This is a genomic window from Vibrio sp. S/42/10, assembly GCF_029890535.1.
GTDB classification, from domain to species: Bacteria; Pseudomonadota; Gammaproteobacteria; order Enterobacterales; family Vibrionaceae; genus Vibrio; species Vibrio cyclitrophicus.
In genome coordinates this window covers 81,481-99,721 of record NZ_JAKMZC010000004.1, presented here as the reverse complement: position 1 = coordinate 99,721, position 18,241 = coordinate 81,481, and the positions used below count along the sequence as shown (strand labels likewise).

17 protein-coding genes and 1 tRNA gene are annotated in these 18,241 nt (G+C 44.2%); 5 read left to right on the top strand and 13 right to left on the bottom strand.

Annotated features, from left to right (window positions below):
* Positions 1–141: 141 nt before the first annotated feature.
* Together L8S15_RS06275 and L8S15_RS06270 are read right to left on the bottom strand one after the other, a co-directional pair.
* Positions 142–1,155, bottom strand: coding sequence for an aspartate-semialdehyde dehydrogenase (locus L8S15_RS06275; protein ID WP_010436890.1), 1,014 nt, complete (start codon positions 1,153–1,155; stop codon positions 142–144).
* 12 nt (positions 1,156–1,167) lie between these two features.
* Complete coding sequence (locus L8S15_RS06270) at positions 1,168–2,301, bottom strand: 4-phosphoerythronate dehydrogenase (RefSeq protein WP_280572104.1); 1,134 nt, start codon at positions 2,299–2,301, stop codon at positions 1,168–1,170.
* A 48-nt stretch (positions 2,302–2,349) separates the two neighbouring features.
* On the opposite strand from L8S15_RS06270, the gene L8S15_RS06265 reads away from it, so the two are divergent.
* A complete protein-coding gene (locus tag L8S15_RS06265; RefSeq protein WP_010436885.1) occupies positions 2,350–2,691 on the top strand; it encodes a hypothetical protein in 342 nt (113 codons plus the stop codon).
* Positions 2,692–2,831: 140 nt separating this feature from the next.
* Here the strand turns inward: L8S15_RS06265 and fabB are convergent, their stop codons facing one another.
* Positions 2,832–4,043, bottom strand: a complete 1,212-nt coding sequence (gene fabB, locus L8S15_RS06260) for a beta-ketoacyl-ACP synthase I (RefSeq protein WP_010436883.1) — start codon at positions 4,041–4,043, stop codon at positions 2,832–2,834.
* Between the two features lie 128 nt (positions 4,044–4,171).
* Here fabB and mnmC point away from each other — a divergent pair, with 128 nt between their 5' ends.
* Positions 4,172–6,250, top strand: coding sequence for a bifunctional tRNA (5-methylaminomethyl-2-thiouridine)(34)-methyltransferase MnmD/FAD-dependent 5-carboxymethylaminomethyl-2-thiouridine(34) oxidoreductase MnmC (gene mnmC / locus L8S15_RS06255; RefSeq protein ID WP_016798159.1), 2,079 nt, complete (start codon positions 4,172–4,174; stop codon positions 6,248–6,250).
* 148 nt (positions 6,251–6,398) lie between these two features.
* Here mnmC and L8S15_RS06250 read toward each other — a convergent pair whose 3' ends face one another.
* From L8S15_RS06250 to L8S15_RS06240, 3 genes are all read right to left on the bottom strand, one after another.
* Positions 6,399–6,920 (bottom strand): NADPH-dependent FMN reductase, encoded by a 522-nt coding sequence (locus tag L8S15_RS06250; protein ID WP_010436877.1) that lies wholly within the window; start codon positions 6,918–6,920, stop codon positions 6,399–6,401.
* A 174-nt stretch (positions 6,921–7,094) separates the two neighbouring features.
* Positions 7,095–7,358, bottom strand: a complete 264-nt coding sequence (locus tag L8S15_RS06245) for a YfcL family protein (protein WP_010436875.1) — start codon at positions 7,356–7,358, stop codon at positions 7,095–7,097.
* A 9-nt stretch (positions 7,359–7,367) separates the two neighbouring features.
* Complete coding sequence (locus tag L8S15_RS06240; protein WP_010436873.1) at positions 7,368–7,898, bottom strand: elongation factor P hydroxylase; 531 nt, start codon at positions 7,896–7,898, stop codon at positions 7,368–7,370.
* A 300-nt stretch (positions 7,899–8,198) separates the two neighbouring features.
* Here L8S15_RS06240 and L8S15_RS06235 point away from each other — a divergent pair, with 300 nt between their 5' ends.
* Positions 8,199–8,822, top strand: a complete 624-nt coding sequence (locus tag L8S15_RS06235) for a trimeric intracellular cation channel family protein (protein ID WP_004734183.1) — start codon at positions 8,199–8,201, stop codon at positions 8,820–8,822.
* 127 nt (positions 8,823–8,949) lie between these two features.
* Here L8S15_RS06235 and aroC read toward each other — a convergent pair whose 3' ends face one another.
* Positions 8,950–10,035, bottom strand: coding sequence for a chorismate synthase (gene aroC / locus L8S15_RS06230; RefSeq protein ID WP_010436870.1), 1,086 nt, complete (start codon positions 10,033–10,035; stop codon positions 8,950–8,952).
* Between the two features lie 267 nt (positions 10,036–10,302).
* A tRNA-Arg gene (locus tag L8S15_RS06225) sits at positions 10,303–10,379 on the bottom strand.
* Between the two features lie 211 nt (positions 10,380–10,590).
* Between L8S15_RS06225 and folD the strand changes: the two genes are divergently transcribed.
* Positions 10,591–11,448 carry a bifunctional methylenetetrahydrofolate dehydrogenase/methenyltetrahydrofolate cyclohydrolase FolD gene (gene folD, locus L8S15_RS06220; RefSeq protein WP_016798161.1) on the top strand — a complete coding sequence of 286 codons (858 nt, stop codon included), beginning with the start codon at positions 10,591–10,593 and terminating at the stop codon, positions 11,446–11,448.
* A gap of 115 nt (positions 11,449–11,563) precedes the next feature.
* Here folD and L8S15_RS06215 read toward each other — a convergent pair whose 3' ends face one another.
* The 5 genes from L8S15_RS06215 to L8S15_RS06195 form a co-directional block, all read right to left on the bottom strand.
* Positions 11,564–13,378, bottom strand: coding sequence for a sodium:proton antiporter (locus tag L8S15_RS06215; RefSeq protein WP_280572097.1), 1,815 nt, complete (start codon positions 13,376–13,378; stop codon positions 11,564–11,566).
* A gap of 184 nt (positions 13,379–13,562) precedes the next feature.
* On the bottom strand, positions 13,563–14,762 hold the full coding sequence (locus L8S15_RS06210) for a NupC/NupG family nucleoside CNT transporter (protein ID WP_016767503.1): 1,200 nt from the start codon (positions 14,760–14,762) through the stop codon (positions 13,563–13,565).
* 205 nt (positions 14,763–14,967) lie between these two features.
* Positions 14,968–15,888, bottom strand: a complete 921-nt coding sequence (locus L8S15_RS06205) for a LysR family transcriptional regulator (RefSeq protein ID WP_016798165.1) — start codon at positions 15,886–15,888, stop codon at positions 14,968–14,970.
* A gap of 145 nt (positions 15,889–16,033) precedes the next feature.
* Positions 16,034–17,032 (bottom strand): lytic murein transglycosylase, encoded by a 999-nt coding sequence (locus tag L8S15_RS06200; protein WP_016787718.1) that lies wholly within the window; start codon positions 17,030–17,032, stop codon positions 16,034–16,036.
* Positions 17,033–17,062: 30 nt separating this feature from the next.
* Positions 17,063–17,353, bottom strand: coding sequence for a YcgL domain-containing protein (locus L8S15_RS06195; protein WP_010436854.1), 291 nt, complete (start codon positions 17,351–17,353; stop codon positions 17,063–17,065).
* Positions 17,354–17,574: 221 nt separating this feature from the next.
* On the opposite strand from L8S15_RS06195, the gene minC reads away from it, so the two are divergent.
* Positions 17,575–18,237 carry a septum site-determining protein MinC gene (gene minC, locus L8S15_RS06190; RefSeq protein WP_010436851.1) on the top strand — a complete coding sequence of 221 codons (663 nt, stop codon included), beginning with the start codon at positions 17,575–17,577 and terminating at the stop codon, positions 18,235–18,237.
* The last annotated feature ends 4 nt before the right edge of the window (positions 18,238–18,241 follow it).

Here is an 18,241-nt window from a genome sequence, read left to right as displayed (position 1 = left end):
GTAAAACTATAGAGATGAAAACAAAAAATGTGTTGCAGCAACAATATTCGCAGCAATTTCACACAATTTGACTAACAATATTTTCAATCGATTAAAAAAGCCTCACTAAATAGTGAGGCTTGTTTATCAAAGCAATGAAGCTTAGAAGTAATCGCGAATCAGAACTTCAGCGATTTGTACTGCGTTTGTCGCCGCACCTTTACGAACGTTATCAGCAACCACCCACATGTTCACGCCGCTGTGGTGGCTGATGTCGTTACGAATACGACCAACCATAACGTGGTCTTTACCACCAGCATCACGAACCTGAGTTGGGAAGTCGAGCGCTTGGAATACTTCAACACCTTCTGTGTTCTCTAGAAGCTGAACCACTTGTTCTGCACCGATTGGCGCGCGAGTTTCAATGTGTAGAGATTCAGCGTGACCGTAGAATACAGGTACGCGAACACACGTTGGGTTCACTGTGATTGAAGAATCAGCAAAGATCTTTTGAGTTTCCCAAACCATCTTCATCTCTTCACGCGTGTAGCCGTTCTCAGTAAACTCATCGATTTGAGGAATACAGTTGAACGCGATCTGCTGTGAGAACGCTGAATTTTCAGCTGGCATGCCGTTAAGAAGCTTAGCCGTTTGACCTGCTAGCTCATCGATACCCGGCTTACCTGCACCAGACACAGATTGGTAAGTTGAAACGTTAATACGCTCAAGACCGACTTCATCGTGAATTGGTTTTAGTGCTACAACCATTTGGATAGTAGAACAGTTAGGGTTCGCAATGATGTTACGGTTACGGAACTCAGCAATCGCTTCAGGGTTCACTTCTGGCACAACCAGAGGAACATCGTATTCGTAACGAAAGCGTGATGTGTTATCGATAACAACCACACCTTCATCCGCAGCAATTGGAGCCCAACGCTCAGAAAGCTCGCTACCAGCAGAGAAAAACGCAATATGTACTTGAGACCAATCGAAGTCTTCTACGTTTTGTACTTGTATTGTTTTGCCGTTAAAACGGGAAGTTTTGCCTTCACTACGTTCACTTGCTAGTAAGTGCAGTTCACCGACAGGGAATTTACGCTCTTTAAGTACTTCAAGAATGGTTTCACCAACCGCACCAGTCGCACCTAAAATAGCAATATTAAATTCTTGGCTCATTGTTTCTCTCTTTTATAAAGTTGGCTTTACCATAAAACCGAGTTTAGATAACGGCGTTAAATTACAAGATTCGTCGCCCGTTAACTCGACTGCACTGTACTCTCTACGGTCCCAATATTCTTTACGCATCTTATCAAAAGAACCCGGCGTAGAGATATTGCGACGGAATAAGGCGTCGTCTTTGCGCACATCATAGATCAACTGAGTCAAATTGTGCAGTGTTGCTTCATCCCAAGCTCTATCTAATTTCATTTGAGGCACTGGGGCTATCGGCAGAAGATCGCTTGCATAAGCACGTTGTTCAGTACCTAAAAATTCACAATAACTGTTGAAGATCATCGTAGTACCGCGCGCTTTGCCCTCTAAACCGTAGCCCGCTACGTGAGGTGTTGCAAAAGCAAGTAGTGGAAGCAGCTCGAAATCGACTTCAGGTTCAAACTCAAATACATCCAGAACCGCAGTAAAACCGTCAGCTTTTTGCAGACGAGCTTTTAGCGCTTGGTTGTCGACAATCGGGCCACGCGCAGCATTAATTAGGATCTGATCAGCGCGGAAGTTATTCAGCACTTTTTCGTTAATCATGTGGTGCGTTGGAAATTCGCCCGTCTTGGTGATAGGTGTATGCAAAGTAATTACATCAGATTGTTCTAACAACGTTTCAAGGTCGGTGAACTCACGAGTATCACCCTCTTGCTGTTTTAGAGGGTCGTTCAGCAAGACTTTAATGCCAATACCTTCTAAGCACTTCGCTAAGTAGCTACCTACCTGACCACAACCGATAATACCGACCGTTTTGTCGAATACAGAGAAGCCTTGTTGCTGCGCAAGCACCATCATCGCGCTGAAGGCATACTCAGCAACACCCACCTTGTTACAGCCAGGCGCTGCAGTAAAGAAAATACCACGCTCTTTCATCAATTCTTGGTCGACGTGATCCATACCAGCTGTTGCAGTTCCAACAAACTTAAGCTTGTTCGCTTTGCTGATCAGCGCTTCATTGACCTTAGTCACCGAGCGAATCATCAGAGCATCTACGTCAACAAGATCGTCAGCGGTTAGCGTTCGACCGGACTTCATTGTCACTTCACCTAGCTGGCTAAAAAGCGCTTCAGCATAAGGCATATTTTCATCGATTAAGACTTTCATTGGGAAGGTACTTTCGTTGGGGTCTGTCGACCTTAAATGTGAATTGAAATGATTGTGCAAAATTCCACACTCGGTGTCGAGTCGCAATTGGAATACATTATAAATAAAGGGCTGAATCGCCTAGTCTGCACAAACAAGAACAGAAATAAGAACCAATACCTAAAATCAAAAAGTAAAAGTCAGAAGACTAAAACGAAAAATGCCCGATTGAATAAACAATCGGGCAAACATCCAGAACAAAAGGATCCTATCTCGCTCTCCAGGAGACAGAGTCTTGCGTCTGTTCAACCAGTACTAACCAAAGTCACTACTGGTCAAGCTCTGGAAACCTTTCAACTTCTAAATCTTGATTTAAAAAGCCATTTTCTAAAGCGAAGCTTACAAAGCTAAGGTTAAAAAACACGCTTAAAACCCTATTTATAAAAGCTATGTTCTGATGGTCATGATTACTGAGTGGCCTGTGCGTGTTGAATCTGCACTCACGTCACCCATTAACGATTAACCTTTTATTAATTTAACCTTGGCTTCAGTTAGCCTTGGTATTTTTTGATTACTAGCGTTGCGTTCGTACCACCGAAACCAAAGCTGTTAGACATAACCGTTGTTAGCTCTTGCTCACGAGCTTCCGTTACGATGTCTAGGCCTGCGCCTGCTTCGTCTAGGTTTGCAACGTTAATGCTTGGAGCGATAAAGCCGTTATCAAGCATTAGTGTTGAGTAAATTGCTTCGTGTACACCAGCTGCACCTAGAGCGTGACCTGTCATCGCTTTAGTTGCTGAGATTGCTGGGCTGTTGCCGCCAAATACTTCTTGGATTGCGCCAAGTTCTTTAACGTCACCAACAGGAGTTGAAGTACCGTGAGTGTTCACGTAGTCAACACCATCAACGTTTTGCATTGCCATCTTCATACAACGAACCGCGCCTTCACCAGAAGGAGCAACCATGTCGTAGCCATCTGAAGTTGCGCCGTAACCCACGATCTCGCCGTAGATTTTTGCGCCACGAGCAACTGCGTGCTCAAGCTCTTCGATTACTAGCATGCCGCCGCCACCAGAGATAACGAAACCGTCACGGTCTGCATCGTAGGTACGAGAAGCCAATTCTGGCGTGTCGTTATATTTAGTAGAAAGAGCGCCCATTGCGTCGAACATCATAGTCAGAGACCAATCCAGTTCTTCACCGCCACCAGCGAATACAACGTCTTGTTTACCCAGTTGGATAAGCTCCATTGCGTGACCAATACAGTGTGCAGATGTCGCACATGCAGAGCTCATAGAGTAGTTCACGCCACGGATTTTGAATGGTGTAGCAAGACAAGCCGAAACCGTCGAAGCCATTGTACGTGGAACCATGTATGGACCAACGCGCTTAACGCCTTTTTCACGGATGATGTCTACAGCGTTAACTTGGTTTAGAGATGAAGCACCACCTGAACCCGCAACGATACCTGTGCGGTCATTAGATACTTGATCTTCAGTTAAACCAGAGTCAGCAATTGCTTGCTCCATTGAAAGATATGCGAATGCCGCTGCATCACCCATAAAGCGCATTTTTTTGCGGTCGATATGGTCAGCAGGGTTCATTTTCAGGTTACCCCAAACTTGAGAGCGCAAGCCATTTTCCTTGAACTGCTCTGAAGCGGTAATACCTGATTTACCCTCTTTCAGTGATGCTAAAACTTCTTCGACGTTGTTACCGATACTTGAAACAATACCCATACCGGTGATTACGACTCGTTTCATGTGACATTCCTATAATTCTAAATTCAGCTAGATGATAACTAAGAAGCCTAACAAAAGTGGTCAGCTTTCCTAGAAATTCGTACAATCCCTACCAACATATCGCTTCAAATCACAAAATGATAGATTTTATGACTTCAATTACTAATGCAGAACTGGAATGGAATGAGTCTGGCACGCCAGTTTCAGACCAATTTGACGACGTTTACTTCTCTAATGTTAACGGTTTAGAAGAAACTCGCTACGTCTTTTTAAAACAAAACCACCTTCCAGAGCGTTGGCTTGAACATCAACAACGCCGTTTTGTGATTGCGGAAACCGGATTTGGTACCGGTTTGAACTTTCTCGCGGTCTGGCAATGGTTCGATACTTTTATTAAAGATAACCCACAAGCGATGACCAAAGAGTTACATTTCATCAGTTTTGAAAAATATCCTTTAAATAAAGAGGATCTCATCAAAGCACATCAATCGTGGCCAGAATTAGCCGAGTATGCGACGCAACTCCAAGAGCACTACCCTATCGCTCTGCCTGAATGTCACCGCATTGTGCTAGGCGACGGTACAATCACGCTTGATTTGTGGTTTGGCGATATTAAAGATTGTATGCCTAACGTACCAACCCCACGTGAAGGTTTGGTTGACGCTTGGTTCTTAGATGGCTTTGCGCCAAGTAAGAACCCAGAAATGTGGAATCAAAACCTATTCAACGGCATGGCTAAACTGGCAAAACAAGATTGCAGCTGTGCAACGTTTACCGCCGCTGGTTTTGTTCGCCGCGGTTTAATTGAAGCTGGCTTTGCGATGAAAAAAGTCAAAGGCTTTGGTACTAAGCGTGAAATGATTGCTGGCCGCCTTGACAAGAAGCACGCTCATACCAACATCAAACCTTGGTATGGCCTAGCTCAACACAGTGATTCACAAGATATCGCCATTATTGGCGGTGGCGTTGCCAGTGCTGCATTAGCCAAAACGCTAAGCCGCCGTGATAAAAACATCACCCTTTACTGTGAACACCCACAAGCAGCGGGCAATGCCTCAGGCAATAACCAAGGTGCGATTTATCCATTATTGAGCGAAGCGACCTCGAACGTGTCTCGCATTTTTGGCCCTGGGTTACTGTTTGCTCGTCAATTTATTAATCAAGCAGCTCAGTCTATTCAATTTGACCACAGCTGGTGTGGCGTAAATATTCTGATGTGGGATGAAGGTTCAACCAAAAAGCTCAATCGCATGTTGGAAGGCAACTTCCACACCGACCTAATTCAGCGTTTGTCGCCAGAACAAGCGAATGAAAAGATTGGCTTACCGGTTGATAAAGAGAGTGTTTACTTTCCATTGGGTGGGTGGCTAAGCCCTCTTCAGCTTACTCGAGGTTTGATTAGCAAGTTAGAAGAAACCAACCAAGTGAGTGCGCACTATCAACATCAAGTAACTCAACTTGAGTGGCTCGAAGTTGAACAACAATGGCAACTCACCATTAATACACCACAAGGTACGATTCAAACTAAACATGACCAAGTAGTCGTTGCGAACGGCCACAAGTTCACCCAGTTTGAGCAGACTCAACCCGTACCTCTTACTCCGGTTAAAGGCCAAGTAAGCCATATTCCGACCACGGAAAACTTAACCAAGCTAAAAACCGTGTTGTGCTTTGATGGTTACCTAACGCCGCAAAATCCAAATAACGGTCACCACTGTATTGGCGCGAACTACGACAAAACCAATATCGACCAAGAGTTTGATATTGAGGTTCAGAAACATAATGGTGAGCGCCTGAACGGATCGCTGCCAGACCAAGAGTGGACAAAAGATGTCGACACCAGTGACAACTTAGCGCGCCAAGGTATCCGAAGCGTAAGCCGAGATCACCTACCATTTGTCGGCAATGTGGGCAATTTCGAATCGATCAAAGAGCAATACCAAGGCCTGCACAACTTCAACCCTCAACGAGATTCGGTTGAGGATGTTCAAACGGTAACGAGCTTCCCTAACCTTTATTGCTTTATTGGACTAGGCTCACGCGGCTTAAGCTCTGCGCCATTATTAGCTGAAGTGTTAGCATCACAAATGTGTGGCAATCCGCTGCCTTTGCCTGTTGATGTGCTTGAGGCTATTCACCCAAGCAGAATGTGGGTTCGTAGGTTGCGTAAAGGCAAAGCGTTAACGGCGGGATGGGTTGCAGACAAGCACTCTAAAACAAACCCGTAGCGTCTAGTTCAACAATTCTGAACATCTGATATTTCCGAATATTAGAAATATATAAAAGTAAAAGCTAATGAAGCCCGAGCAACATTATGTCACTCGGGCTTTTTGTTGTTCATATTGCTCTGAACTGATGTTCTAAACGAAGCAGTATTTACAGCTTAGCAACTGCCTCTTTAATCTGTTGTGCGATCTCTTCGTTGCTGATAGAGCCAGACTCAAAATCAAAGTTATCGTAGAAACTCGGTACTGAAAGCGACGCTTTAACGTTACCGCCAAAAAATGGTGCTGAACCTGTTGCCGCACCAAGCACAGTTTGCGCACCACCAGGACCAGGAGAAGTCGCTAAGTAAACCGCTGGCTTGTCACCAAATACTGAACGTTCAATGCGTGTCGCCCAATCAAAGAGATTTTTGTACGCTGCAGGATAGTGACCATTGTGTTCTGCAAACGAGATAACAAATACGTCAGCTTCTGCTAAATCACGCAAGAATGCCTGCGCACCTTCAGCTTGGCCAATTTCTTTCTCAGTATCTTCACTGAACATAGGAACGTTGTAATCGTTGATGTTTAGAACTTTTACTTCAGCACCTTCAATCAAGTTAGCTGCGTAAGTTGCTAATGCTTTGTTGATGGAGGTAGAGCTTGTGCTTGCACCAAATGCGATAACTTTCATGATGTGACCTTTCTGTAATTCCGTTAAGTGGGATTAGAATAACGTAGCCAGGAAATGGAACCATCACAAGAAATGAACGGACTCATTCAAAAATTTCGAATGAGTCTCAAACTATTCACGACTCAGCAAAATGAAAAGGGAGGGACTGAGCGGATAATGATAAATAGCTAGCGATCAAGCTTGATTCTGTAGCTCAACCCAAAGGTCATTGACGATAGTGCGGTCTGCTGGTGTTAGTTCAGAGCGTGCATCTTCTAAACTCTTTTCAATGCGTACTTTTACTTCAGCCACGTCTTCAATACCTTCTTCTTCACATGAAGCCACTGAAAGAGAAATATGACCACGTAAGTAACCACCAGCAAACAATTCATCGTCTGATGCGTTTTCAATGCGAGCATCAATTACTTCAAGTAGTTTTTCTTCAAATTCGATAATCATAATATTCTCTTATTTCACAATAAATTGACTAGCACATAACGGTTCAACATCGTAGAAGCTGCGTAATGCTTCAGAAAGCATTTTTACTCTAGGAGGGAGGCCAACTTCTAAGATACCCATGACTTCACTGTGTACTTTATTCATAAAGGCCAAGCGATCTGGCTCAAAATCGCCGTGTAGATTGTCACAGCTGACATTAAAAGGAAAGCCTGCGCTCGTCGCAATGATCCATTCATACGCTTGTGGGCGTATTTCGACTTTTTCAAACTCAGCTTGAACTGACTCAGTTCGGCCATCAGGTTCATACCAATAGCCAAAGTCTTCCAATAAACGACGCTCAGGACCAGCGACACACCAATGTGCTATTTCATGTAACGCAGAGGCATAGAAGCCGCGAGCGAAAACAATTCGATGATGTGGAGTGTCGTCGTCGGCAGGTAAATAGATCGGCTCATCAGCGCCGAGCTCCAATTTGGTGTTAAAGCTTTCAAAGAAAGTCTGATTAAAAATGTCGATAATGTCTGAGTATTGGTGCGTCATAAATTCATATTTAAGTAAAAAGAACAGGGGCATTTTGCGTTTTTTTAAGCACTCGGTAAAGCCCTATAACGAGTAATGATTTTGTGCTAACCATTAGACTTTATCGTGACAATCGATTGCTGATCCAAGATTACACCACTTTGAGGTAAATAATTAGTTTAGCTAATCCGAAATGCCTATTCACGGTACAAATATTCATTCGTCAATCAGCGTTTTTACTACTACACTCGCGCTTCATTTTTATATCCTCAAGGCCTTATAAAACTCCAATTTATAGACCTAAATTATAGAGCTACAGCAATGCTACTAAGTGTTTTGTATATCATTGGCATCACGGCAGAAGCCATGACCGGCGCTCTCAGTGCTGGCAAACAAAAAATGGATTGGTTTGGTGTAATGTTGGTTGCAAGTGCAACGGCAATTGGCGGCGGTACAGTACGAGATATCTTACTCGGCCATTACCCTTTAGGTTGGGTTGAAAACCCACAATATCTGGCGATCACCTGTATCGCAGGTGTTATCACAACAGGACTGGCTAAATGGGTAATCAAGTTAAAAGGCTTGTTCATTCGTTTAGATGCTCTAGGTCTTATCGTGTTCAGCATCATTGGCACGAAGGTCGCGATGACCATGGGTCTGCACCCAATGATCTGTATGGTGTCTGCCTTGGTAACTGGCGTGTTTGGTGGTTTGTTGCGTGACCTTATCTGCCGTCAAACACCATTGGTTCTGCATGAAGAGCTATATGCATCTGTCGCACTTGTCGCTTCAGGTTTATACCTAGGTTTGCTTGAGCTTGGCATTAACGACGTAACCGCAACGATTGTTACGCTTGTGGTTGGTTACTTGCTGCGTATGGCGGCCGTACGATTCAAGTGGCGCTTACCTTCGTTTCAGCTTGACCCTGAAAGCTCGGTACACTAGCGCTTGCTAGTACTAAAATACGAAACGCTGCGCGTCATGCACTAAAATATAAAAAAAGGGGCAGCCTCATAATGAGACAGCCCCTTTTAGTATCTATAATTTCAATATTGAAAGAATAGATGCAAAATTAGATTTTTGGCGTTTCAGTTGTCACACCAAAGTTTTGACCGCGATGGCGTAGCAAGTGATCAAGCAGAACGATAGCCAGCATCGCTTCAGCAATAGGCACCGCACGGATACCCACACATGGATCGTGGCGACCTTTAGTGATTAACTGCGTTGCTTCACCGTCTTTAGTGATCGTGTCACCAGGAACGGTAATGCTTGATGTTGGTTTAAGCGCAATGCTTGCCACAATATCTTGACCAGTAGAAATGCCGCCTAAGATACCGCCAGCATGGTTGCTGCTGAAGCCTTCTGGAGTTAATGGATCACGGTGTTCACTACCACGTTGATTAACGACATCAAAGCCATCACCAATCTCAACACCTTTCACCGCATTAATGCTCATTAGAGCGTGAGCAATGTCAGCATCTAAACGATCAAATATTGGCTCACCAAGGCCTACAGGCACTTTAGTCGCAACCACTTGAATCTTCGCACCGATCGAGTTGCCTTCTTTTAGCAGGTCACGAATCAGTTGGTCAAACTCAGGAACTTTGTCGGCATCTGGGCAGAAAAACGCGTTGTTTTCGATCTCATTCCAATCCACTTTATCAATTGAGATATCACCCATTTGAGAGAGGTAAGCTTGGATTTCAATACCAAATTCTTGTTTCAGGTATTTCTTCGCAATTGCACCTGCCGCAACACGCATTGCAGTTTCACGAGCAGAAGAGCGACCGCCGCCACGGTAATCACGCACACCGTACTTTTGATGGTAGGTATAGTCAGCATGACCAGGACGGAATTTGTCTTTAATTTCGGAATAGTCTTTAGAGCGTTGGTCTGTATTTTCAATCAATAGACCAATAGAAGTGCCCGTAGTTTGGCCTTCAAATACACCTGATAAGATTTTCACTTCATCCGCTTCACGGCGAGCCGTTGTATAACGAGAAGTACCAGGGCGACGACGGTCCAAATCTCTTTGAAGGTCTGCTTCGGTAATTTCTAATCCTGGTGGGCACCCATCTACGATACATCCTAGTGCGATACCGTGACTTTCTCCGAACGTAGTCACGCGGAAATGTTGTCCGATACTGTTTCCTGCCATTACTTCCTCTAAATCAGCTATTGGCAGAAGGTTTGATTCTTAAACCGACTGGCTAATAGCTTTACTTGTCTATTCTTCGTGAATTCATAGTGGCTTTATTACCAAATGATGTAAACCCAAAAAACGAACAATTTTAACTTTATATTACATAAGCCGAATGAAACGAATAACAGAAGAAAATGAGTAACGCTTGAAAAGAAGTGTTTTATGATGTGTAAAATGCAAAAAACCCGACAACTCGGAGAGTTATCGGGTTTCTTTAAGTAATGGCACGCCCTGAAGGATTCGAACCTTCGACCACCTCCTTAGAAGGGAGGTGCTCTATCCAGCTGAGCTAAGGGCGCGCTACAGGAACGAATTATACGAATTCGAATCAGTAAAGCAACGGCTTTATGTAACATTCTGATCTAAGTGAGTAAAAAAAGGGCAACAAACATATAAGTGTTGAAAATTAAACCAAAGCAATCGTTTGCTTGATGGTAATCAAAAAGATTTTCTGGAATAATGCGCCAAAAACATCAGCCACTAACTTGAATATCAATACTAAGGAAATTCATGACTGCTCAAAATATTGATGGAAAGCTAATTTCTCAAACGGTTCGCTCTGAAGTAGCGGCACGTGTAAAAGCTCGTACAGAAGCTGGACTACGCGCTCCGGGCCTAGCGGTTGTTTTAGTGGGTGAAGACCCAGCTTCTCAGGTTTACGTAGGAAGTAAGCGTAAAGCGTGTGAAGAAGTTGGCTTCGTTTCTAAATCTTACGATTTGCCAGCCACAGCGACAGAAAATGAACTATTAACATTGGTAGACCAACTGAACAAAGATCCGGAAATTGACGGTATTCTAGTTCAACTACCTTTGCCTGCTGGTATTGATACTACTCACGTTCTTGAGCGCATCACACCAGAAAAAGACGTTGATGGCTTCCACCCATACAACGTAGGTCGTTTGGCTCAACGTATGCCTAAGTTACGCTCTTGTACGCCTAAAGGCATCATCACGCTGCTTGACCGTTACAACATCGACTTACGTGGAAAACACGCGGTTGTGGTTGGCGCATCAAACATCGTAGGTCGCCCAATGACGCTAGAACTTCTTCTAGCAGGTTGTACGACAACAACATGTCACCGCTTCACCAAAGACCTTGAAGGTCATGTACGTCAAGCCGATGTTGTGGTGGTTGCCGTTGGTAAGCCTAACTTCATTCCTGGTGCTTGGATTAAGAAAGGTGCTGTTGTAGTCGATGTTGGTATCAACCGTTTGGAATCTGGCAAGCTCGTTGGCGACGTTGAATACGATGTGGCTAAAGAGAGCGCAAGCTTCATCACACCAGTACCGGGTGGTGTAGGTCCAATGACAGTAGCGAGCCTAATCGAGAATACAATGATCGCTTGTGAACAATTTCACTCAAAGTAACTCGCAGCGACAGTATGAATAAAATGAAAAAGCCGCAACGTGAAGAACGTTGCGGCTTTTTCTATGCTTTTCACTTTTGATACTAAGCTACTCACTTTTAATATAGAGCGACTCGCTACTTATCTGGAATATCGGTTTTTTCTGTCTGTTCAAAAGGTGGTAGTAAGCTAACGATCTCGCAATCGGTGGATGCTAGTTTTTCCAAGTCAGAACCTTGTGTCACTAAGCGGAAATCACCGTCGGTAATCACCCCAAGAGGAATAGCTTTAGGGTACAGAGCCTTAAACTCGTTGAGATCAAATGCTTCTGTTAAGCCTGTGATCTTAATTTGGCTGCCTTGAGCCATTAGTGAATTCAATTTGGAATACGTCACCCCTTCAGAAAACAGACTTCTATTTCCATCGCGGTTCACTTGATGCCTTTCATGTTTATTCTCTGAGGATTCAAGCTCAAAGACTTTATTCTCTCCAAACTCGTCTTGATAGTGCATGCTAACTAACGGGTTGGTTTGACGATACGGCGATACAATCATCGCACGCCCTATTCCATCCAAATCAAGATTATTTTCAGCGTGGCTCGAAGCTGGATTACCAAAGTAGACATTCAAGTTATCCATGCGCGCCAAGCGAATGCTTTCCCAGTTGGTATCGGCAAGCACACTGTTAATGTTATGTGTCGCCAGTACTTTGGCAAACTGCCGTGCAAAGTGAGTCGCACCAAAGAATACAACCCCTTGTGCCTTCTCCTGGGTCACACCTAACTTCCTTGCCCACCAACTGGCAGTGAGACTCTGAATCACAACCGTACCGATGATGACCAAAAACACCATTGGCACCAACAGGTCTGCGCCTTCGATTAATTGCTTTTCTTGAAGCTTGATTGCAAACAGAGAAGAAACTGCGGCAGCGACGATCCCGCGAGGCGCCATCCAACTCAAAAACCATTTATCTGCCGAGCTGAGATCCGTGCCGATCCCGCTGATCCACACACTCAGAGGACGAGCCACCAGCATAACGACCGCTAATAAGCCAATCCCCCCCCAACCTATCGAGAGGAAAGCCCCTGAATCAAGTCGACTCGCCAGTAAGATAAACAGTGCTGAGATAAGTAACACAGTTAAGGTCTCTTTGAACTCAATAATATCTTCGAGATCCAACCCTTTCACGTTAGCAAGCCAGATACCCATGATGGTCACGGTTAATAGACCAGACTCTTCACTCAGGTCATTAGAAAAAGAGAATGCCGCCAACATCAACGTCAGGACAGCCACGTTACGTAGATAATGCGGAAACCAGTGCCCTTGTAACATCTTAGCAATCAGGTGACCGCCAATACTGCCTAACCCCAAACCAATCGCTAGAGTCAGCCCCAAAGCTGAAAGTACATGCCCAGTAGGATCGGCAGAAGAGACAATGTATTCATAAACAAGAACAGCAAATAGAGCGCCGAGAGGATCAATAATAATCCCCTCCCATCGCAAGATACTGCCTAAAGAGGATTTGGGCTGAATACTACGTAGCATAGGTACAATTACCGTAGGGCCAGTGACAACCACCAATGCCCCAAACAGTGCCGCTAACGGCCAACTGAAATCGACAAAATAATAAGCCCCCATCACGATGCACGCCCATGTAATCAACATGCCGAAACTCACTAAGTGAGTCACCATCCGGCCATGGCCTCTGATTTCTTTGAAATTCAGAGTTAATGCACCTTCAAACAGAATGATAGCAACACCTAACGAAATCAGCGGAAATAGAACATCACCGAAAATAACATCGGGATTAAGGATAGTTAAACCGGGACCTAGCAACAGGCCAACGATAAGAAGAGGGAGAATCGCGGGAAGACGCAAACGCCAGCCAAGTAGCTGACAAGCTAAAGACAAAAGTCCAATTAACGCCAAAGAAGAAGTAATCGACAAATCCATTTGTGCCCCTAAAAATTTGTACCACACCCTGTGATACAAACCTATTTGCTGAAACAAGAAAGCCTACGTGATTAAACTATAGGCTCTCTTTTTCGTGCTAACCGAATATTATTGCGATTAATCAGTCACTTTACTATAGGGGAAATAAAGTGACTGACTTATCCATTCGGTACTTATCATCTAGCTACAGAGAAAGTACCACACCAGCAATCGCTGCACTCATTAAGTTAGCAAGCACACCCGCACAAATCGCTTTAAAACCGTATTGTGAGATGAAAGAACGACGCTCTGGAACTAAACTGCCCAAACCACCGATCAGAATCGCCATGGTAGAAATGTTAGCAAAACCACATAAAGCAAAAGTCACGATCGCTTGTGAGTGTTCGCTCAATGCATCTTTTACGTCCATTAGCTGAATGAAAGCCACGAACTCGTTCACGACAATCTTGTTACCGATCAGTGAACCTGCAACCACAGCCTCTGACCATGGCACACCAATCAGCCATGCAACAGGAGCGAACACATAACCTAGGATAAGTTCGAAGCTTAGATTTACGCCAAACCAGTCACCAGCCATGCCCAGTAAGCCATTTAGCATTGCTATCACACTGATAAAGGCAAGTAGTGTTGCGCCCACTGCAACAGCAATGCGAAGTCCAGACATAGCCCCATCTGCCATTGCCTCAACGACGTTTGTTGCTCGTGGAATTTCAACGTCAGACTCAATATTTTCTTGAGCCTCATCTGCGTTACCTGGTACCAAAATCTTGGCCATCAATAGACCAGCAGGCGCTGACATAAATGCCGCAGCGATCAGGTAGTTCAAATCAACACCAAGCGATGCATAGCCAACTAACGTGCCACCAGCCACTGAAGCCAAACCACATACCATCACCGCAAACAGCTGTGAGTCTGTCATGTGTTTTAGATAAGGTTTGACCACCAATGGTGCTTCGATCATGCCAACAAAGATGTTTGCCGTCGCAGACAGTGACTCCGCGCGGCCTGTACCTAGGAACTTTTGCAAAGCGCCGCCGATGAGGTTGATCACCTTTGGCATAAAGCCGATGTGGTACAAACCTGAAATCAATGCAGAGAAAAAGATAATGATGCCCAAAACATTAATCGCAAAAACGAATCCATTATTGGTAAGGCCACCAAAAAGGAAGTTTATCCCTTCTTGACCATAATTGATTAAGCTAGACACCGCGCCTGTGGCTGCATTCAATACTTCTTTGCCCATTGGAACATACAGTACCAATAGCGCGAATGTAACTTGCAGTAAGAAAGCTAGAGAAACCGTTCTCAGCGGGATATTTTTTCTGTCCGTAGATAGTAACCAAGCGGCAACTAAAATAGTGATAATTCCAAGTAGGGAAGCCATGTGCGTCAACCTAAAAGTTGTAGGTAGGAAAGGCGACGCATTGTATAGAGGAAATCGTTTGCGGCAAGGTGCGATTGTTAACGTGATGTTGGGGTAATCAATTCGGAGCAATGGAATTAATTAAATCATTGAATTTTAATAAATAACTTTGATTAAAAAGCATACTTTTTCCATATGGAAATTATATTTATAGATTTAGAAAAAGTTAGCGATGTAATTCAACGCAGGTTTTAAGGTTTTCATCCCAATAGGTCGGTGATCCGATATGGTCTTTAATAAATTCAATCACCGCGGAAAGCTTCTTCGGCATATTCTTGCGGCTAGGGTATACGGCATAGAAAGGCATCAACTGGCTCGCTCGCCATTCCGGTAAAACTTGGATGAGCTTGCCCGTTCTAAACTCTTCCTTCACTAAATATGTGGCTAGATAAGCTACGCCCCACCCTGAAACTGCGGCATCCCGTACTGCTTCAGCCAAATCCACAGAATAGTCGCCTGCTACTTTAACACTGAGATTCTCTTGCCCGTTATCAAACGCCCATGATGTGTAGTCTCGTTCACGACTGCGATAGATAAGGCAGTTATGCTCAATAAGGTCAGAAGGCACGTGTGGGGTCCCTGATTTAATCAGATAATCCGGTGATGCGGCCACCACAAACTGGCTGTCTGCCAAACGCTGCGCAATGTAACCTTCGGGTAGATCTTCATTATTGGTGATCCAGAGATCCAGACGCTCTTCAATCATATCCACTTTGTAATCGAACAAGTGGACCTCGATTCTCAACTGAGGATAAAGCTGTCTGAGTTGATCAATCGCGGGAATGATATGCAGTGTGCCAAATGACTGTGACAAGCCGACTCTCAATATTCCAGAAATATCATCTCGTTGGCTGTCCATATCCATTTGAGCCGCTTTGACAGTATTGAACAATTGCTCGCAGTGCTGATAGAACAGCTCCCCAGCTTCGGTCAGCGTCAGGCTACGTGTGGTTCTTTGCACCAACTTGATGCCAATCGAGTCTTCAAGCAAAGCAACCTGCTTACTTATATGGGATACCGATACATTCAAGCTCTTTGCTGCACTTGTAAAACCTTCGTGCTTGATCAGCGCATGGAATATCACCATCTGCGCAGCTCTCTCTGTTAGCACAAGACCACCTTCTTAAATCTCTGAAATATAAAATCGGATAAAACAAAAAGGACTCCGAAGAGTCCTTTAGTTCGTTCGGCCTATACTAGGCTAAATGCTATTCAAGGCGACCTTAGGTCGATTAATCAAACTTAATTCTGTCTGCTAGGTGGCTAACTGCCAACGCAAAGTAGTAAGAACGATTCCACTTCATTAGAACATTGTAGTTGTTGTAAATGAGGTACGAACGACCAGTTTCATCATCAGGCATAATCAGCCAAGCTTTGATGTCTTCGTCTAGCTTAGGTAGCGCGCGACCATCGAAACGCGTAATACCAAGTTCAGACCACTCTTCTAGATATTTCGCTTTGTCCTCATCACGACCTTGCATCTCTATTGATACCGTTGATGGCACGTGAACCTGACGACCCCAAGTATATTGCTCATCCCAACCTGATTGGCTGAGGTAATTGGCCGCAGAAGCAAATACGTCCTCTTCAGTACCCCAAATGTCTTTCTTACCGTCACCACTACCATCAGCAGCGTAAGCTAAGAATGAGCTTGGCATAAACTGCGGTTGCCCCATCGCGCCAGCCCATGAGCCTTTCATCTCTTTTGGTGCAATATGGCCTTGATCAAGAATCTTCAACGCCGCCATTGCTTCTTTACGGAAGAAAGCTTCTCTGCGTCCTTCATAAGCCATGGTCGTCAATGCATCGATAACGCTGTAATTCCCCGTGAACTTACCAAAATTACTCTCTACGCCCCATAACGCGACAATGAACCTTGGTTGAACGCCATACTCATCGCCAATACGCTTTAACGCTTGGTAATGCTCTTTATAAAGCGCTCGCGCCTGCTTCACTTTCCAATCTGGCACTGCTCTTGGAATGTACTCATCCAGAGTCAGTTTTTTCTCAGGCTGATTTTTGTCGGCTTTCACGGCTCTTGGTTTAAACGTCACACCATCAAAGGCTTCTTCAATGATCGCTTCGGAAATGCCTTCTTCACGGCCTTGTTGCTTTAGTTTTTCTACATATTGCTCAAAGCTCAACTCTTCAGCTTGTACTGAGCTAATGGCCAAGCTATTACCCAATAATAACGCCGACACTGCCAATATGGTTTTTGAAAATTTACTCAACGATCACTCCTCCCTGAATTGAGGTGGCTATCACTCTTCGTCTTGAACTTTTTGTTGCGATTTACGCTCTTTATGAAGCTCAAGCTCATTAACCGGTGGTGGCGGAACCTGCAAAAAGAAACCATCGGTATTCAGTGACTCTCTCACTTTATCGATGTTCACTTGAGCCAGTTTACGACCATCCATTTTAATTACCATTACAAAACTAGGTTTACCAAACATTTGCATCAATGCGTCAGGAACTTGTGAGAAATCATCCTTCTTAGGGATATAAAGGTATGTTCCTTCTTTCTTTGAACTTTTATATATAGAACACAGCATGACAAACCTTTTTTAATTGTTTATGACTACAAAACTCTCACTTGCGAGATCAATAGTTTATGTTGGGGAAATATTGAGAACAAAACGTTCATTTGACAACAAGATTACTTGCTGTGCTTGGTTTGGGAATATAACATGATAAACCTAGTTTCAGGCAATGCCCTTTATTTTATTGATAAAGAAATTGTACCCATTCGCTATTGAGGTCCTGTAGTTTTTCGATGTCTAGTAACCCAGATCTAAAAGGTAGCAGTTTTACGCTATCTGTATTGCACTTATCCGATGATCAAGTCGAAAATGCAGTGTCTTTTCTTCAAGAGAAGGTAGACCAAGCACCTACGTTTTTCGCTGCTGCGCCCGTTGTTATCAACATCAGTAAAGTCGCAGGCGATATCGACTTTATTCGACTGAAAAGCGGTATCTCTCAAGCGGGCATGATCCCGGTTGGCGTGGCTGGCTGTTCTGATAAGCGTATGCAAAACCTAGCGAAAGAAGCTGGCTTTGCTGTTATGACAGCAAGCAAGTCTCCCTCTCAAGCTCCGGCGAAAATGGCTCCGATAAAAGTGGTGAGAACACCGATTCGTTCAGGCCAACAGGTGTATGCAAAAGATGGCGATCTATTAATCCTAAGTCATGTAAGCGCCGGAGCAGAAGTGATAGCCGATGGCAGCATCCATATTCATGGCACTTTACGAGGCCGTGCTATTGCAGGTGCAAGTGGTCAAACTGAAGCAAAAATAATTTGTAATGATTTACAAGCCGAGCTGGTTTCCATTGCTGGAAATTACTGGCTCAGCGATCAAATTGATAGCGAGTACTGGCAGAAGAAAACCATGTTCAGTATGGCAAACGATGTATTAAACGTTGATGTCCTCGCAATATAAGAGA

Coding starts and splice junctions, on each gene's coding strand:
- fabB (WP_010436883.1), bottom strand. CDS start 4,043: ATGAAACGAGTCGTAATCACCGGTATGGGTATTGTTTCAAGTATCGGT.
- L8S15_RS06215 (WP_280572097.1), bottom strand. CDS start 13,378: ATGGATTTGTCGATTACTTCTTCTTTGGCGTTAATTGGACTTTTGTCT.
- minC (WP_010436851.1), top strand. CDS start 17,575: ATGTCTAGTAACCCAGATCTAAAAGGTAGCAGTTTTACGCTATCTGTA.
- aroC (WP_010436870.1), bottom strand. CDS start 10,035: ATGGCAGGAAACAGTATCGGACAACATTTCCGCGTGACTACGTTCGGA.
- L8S15_RS06210 (WP_016767503.1), bottom strand. CDS start 14,762: ATGGCTTCCCTACTTGGAATTATCACTATTTTAGTTGCCGCTTGGTTA.
- L8S15_RS06235 (WP_004734183.1), top strand. CDS start 8,199: ATGCTACTAAGTGTTTTGTATATCATTGGCATCACGGCAGAAGCCATG.
- L8S15_RS06245 (WP_010436875.1), bottom strand. CDS start 7,358: ATGATTATCGAATTTGAAGAAAAACTACTTGAAGTAATTGATGCTCGC.
- folD (WP_016798161.1), top strand. CDS start 10,591: ATGACTGCTCAAAATATTGATGGAAAGCTAATTTCTCAAACGGTTCGC.
- L8S15_RS06240 (WP_010436873.1), bottom strand. CDS start 7,898: ATGACGCACCAATACTCAGACATTATCGACATTTTTAATCAGACTTTC.
- L8S15_RS06195 (WP_010436854.1), bottom strand. CDS start 17,353: ATGCTGTGTTCTATATATAAAAGTTCAAAGAAAGAAGGAACATACCTT.
- L8S15_RS06250 (WP_010436877.1), bottom strand. CDS start 6,920: ATGAAAGTTATCGCATTTGGTGCAAGCACAAGCTCTACCTCCATCAAC.
- L8S15_RS06205 (WP_016798165.1), bottom strand. CDS start 15,888: ATGGTGATATTCCATGCGCTGATCAAGCACGAAGGTTTTACAAGTGCA.
- L8S15_RS06275 (WP_010436890.1), bottom strand. CDS start 1,155: ATGAGCCAAGAATTTAATATTGCTATTTTAGGTGCGACTGGTGCGGTT.
- L8S15_RS06270 (WP_280572104.1), bottom strand. CDS start 2,301: ATGAAAGTCTTAATCGATGAAAATATGCCTTATGCTGAAGCGCTTTTT.
- mnmC (WP_016798159.1), top strand. CDS start 4,172: ATGACTTCAATTACTAATGCAGAACTGGAATGGAATGAGTCTGGCACG.
- L8S15_RS06265 (WP_010436885.1), top strand. CDS start 2,350: ATGATTGTGCAAAATTCCACACTCGGTGTCGAGTCGCAATTGGAATAC.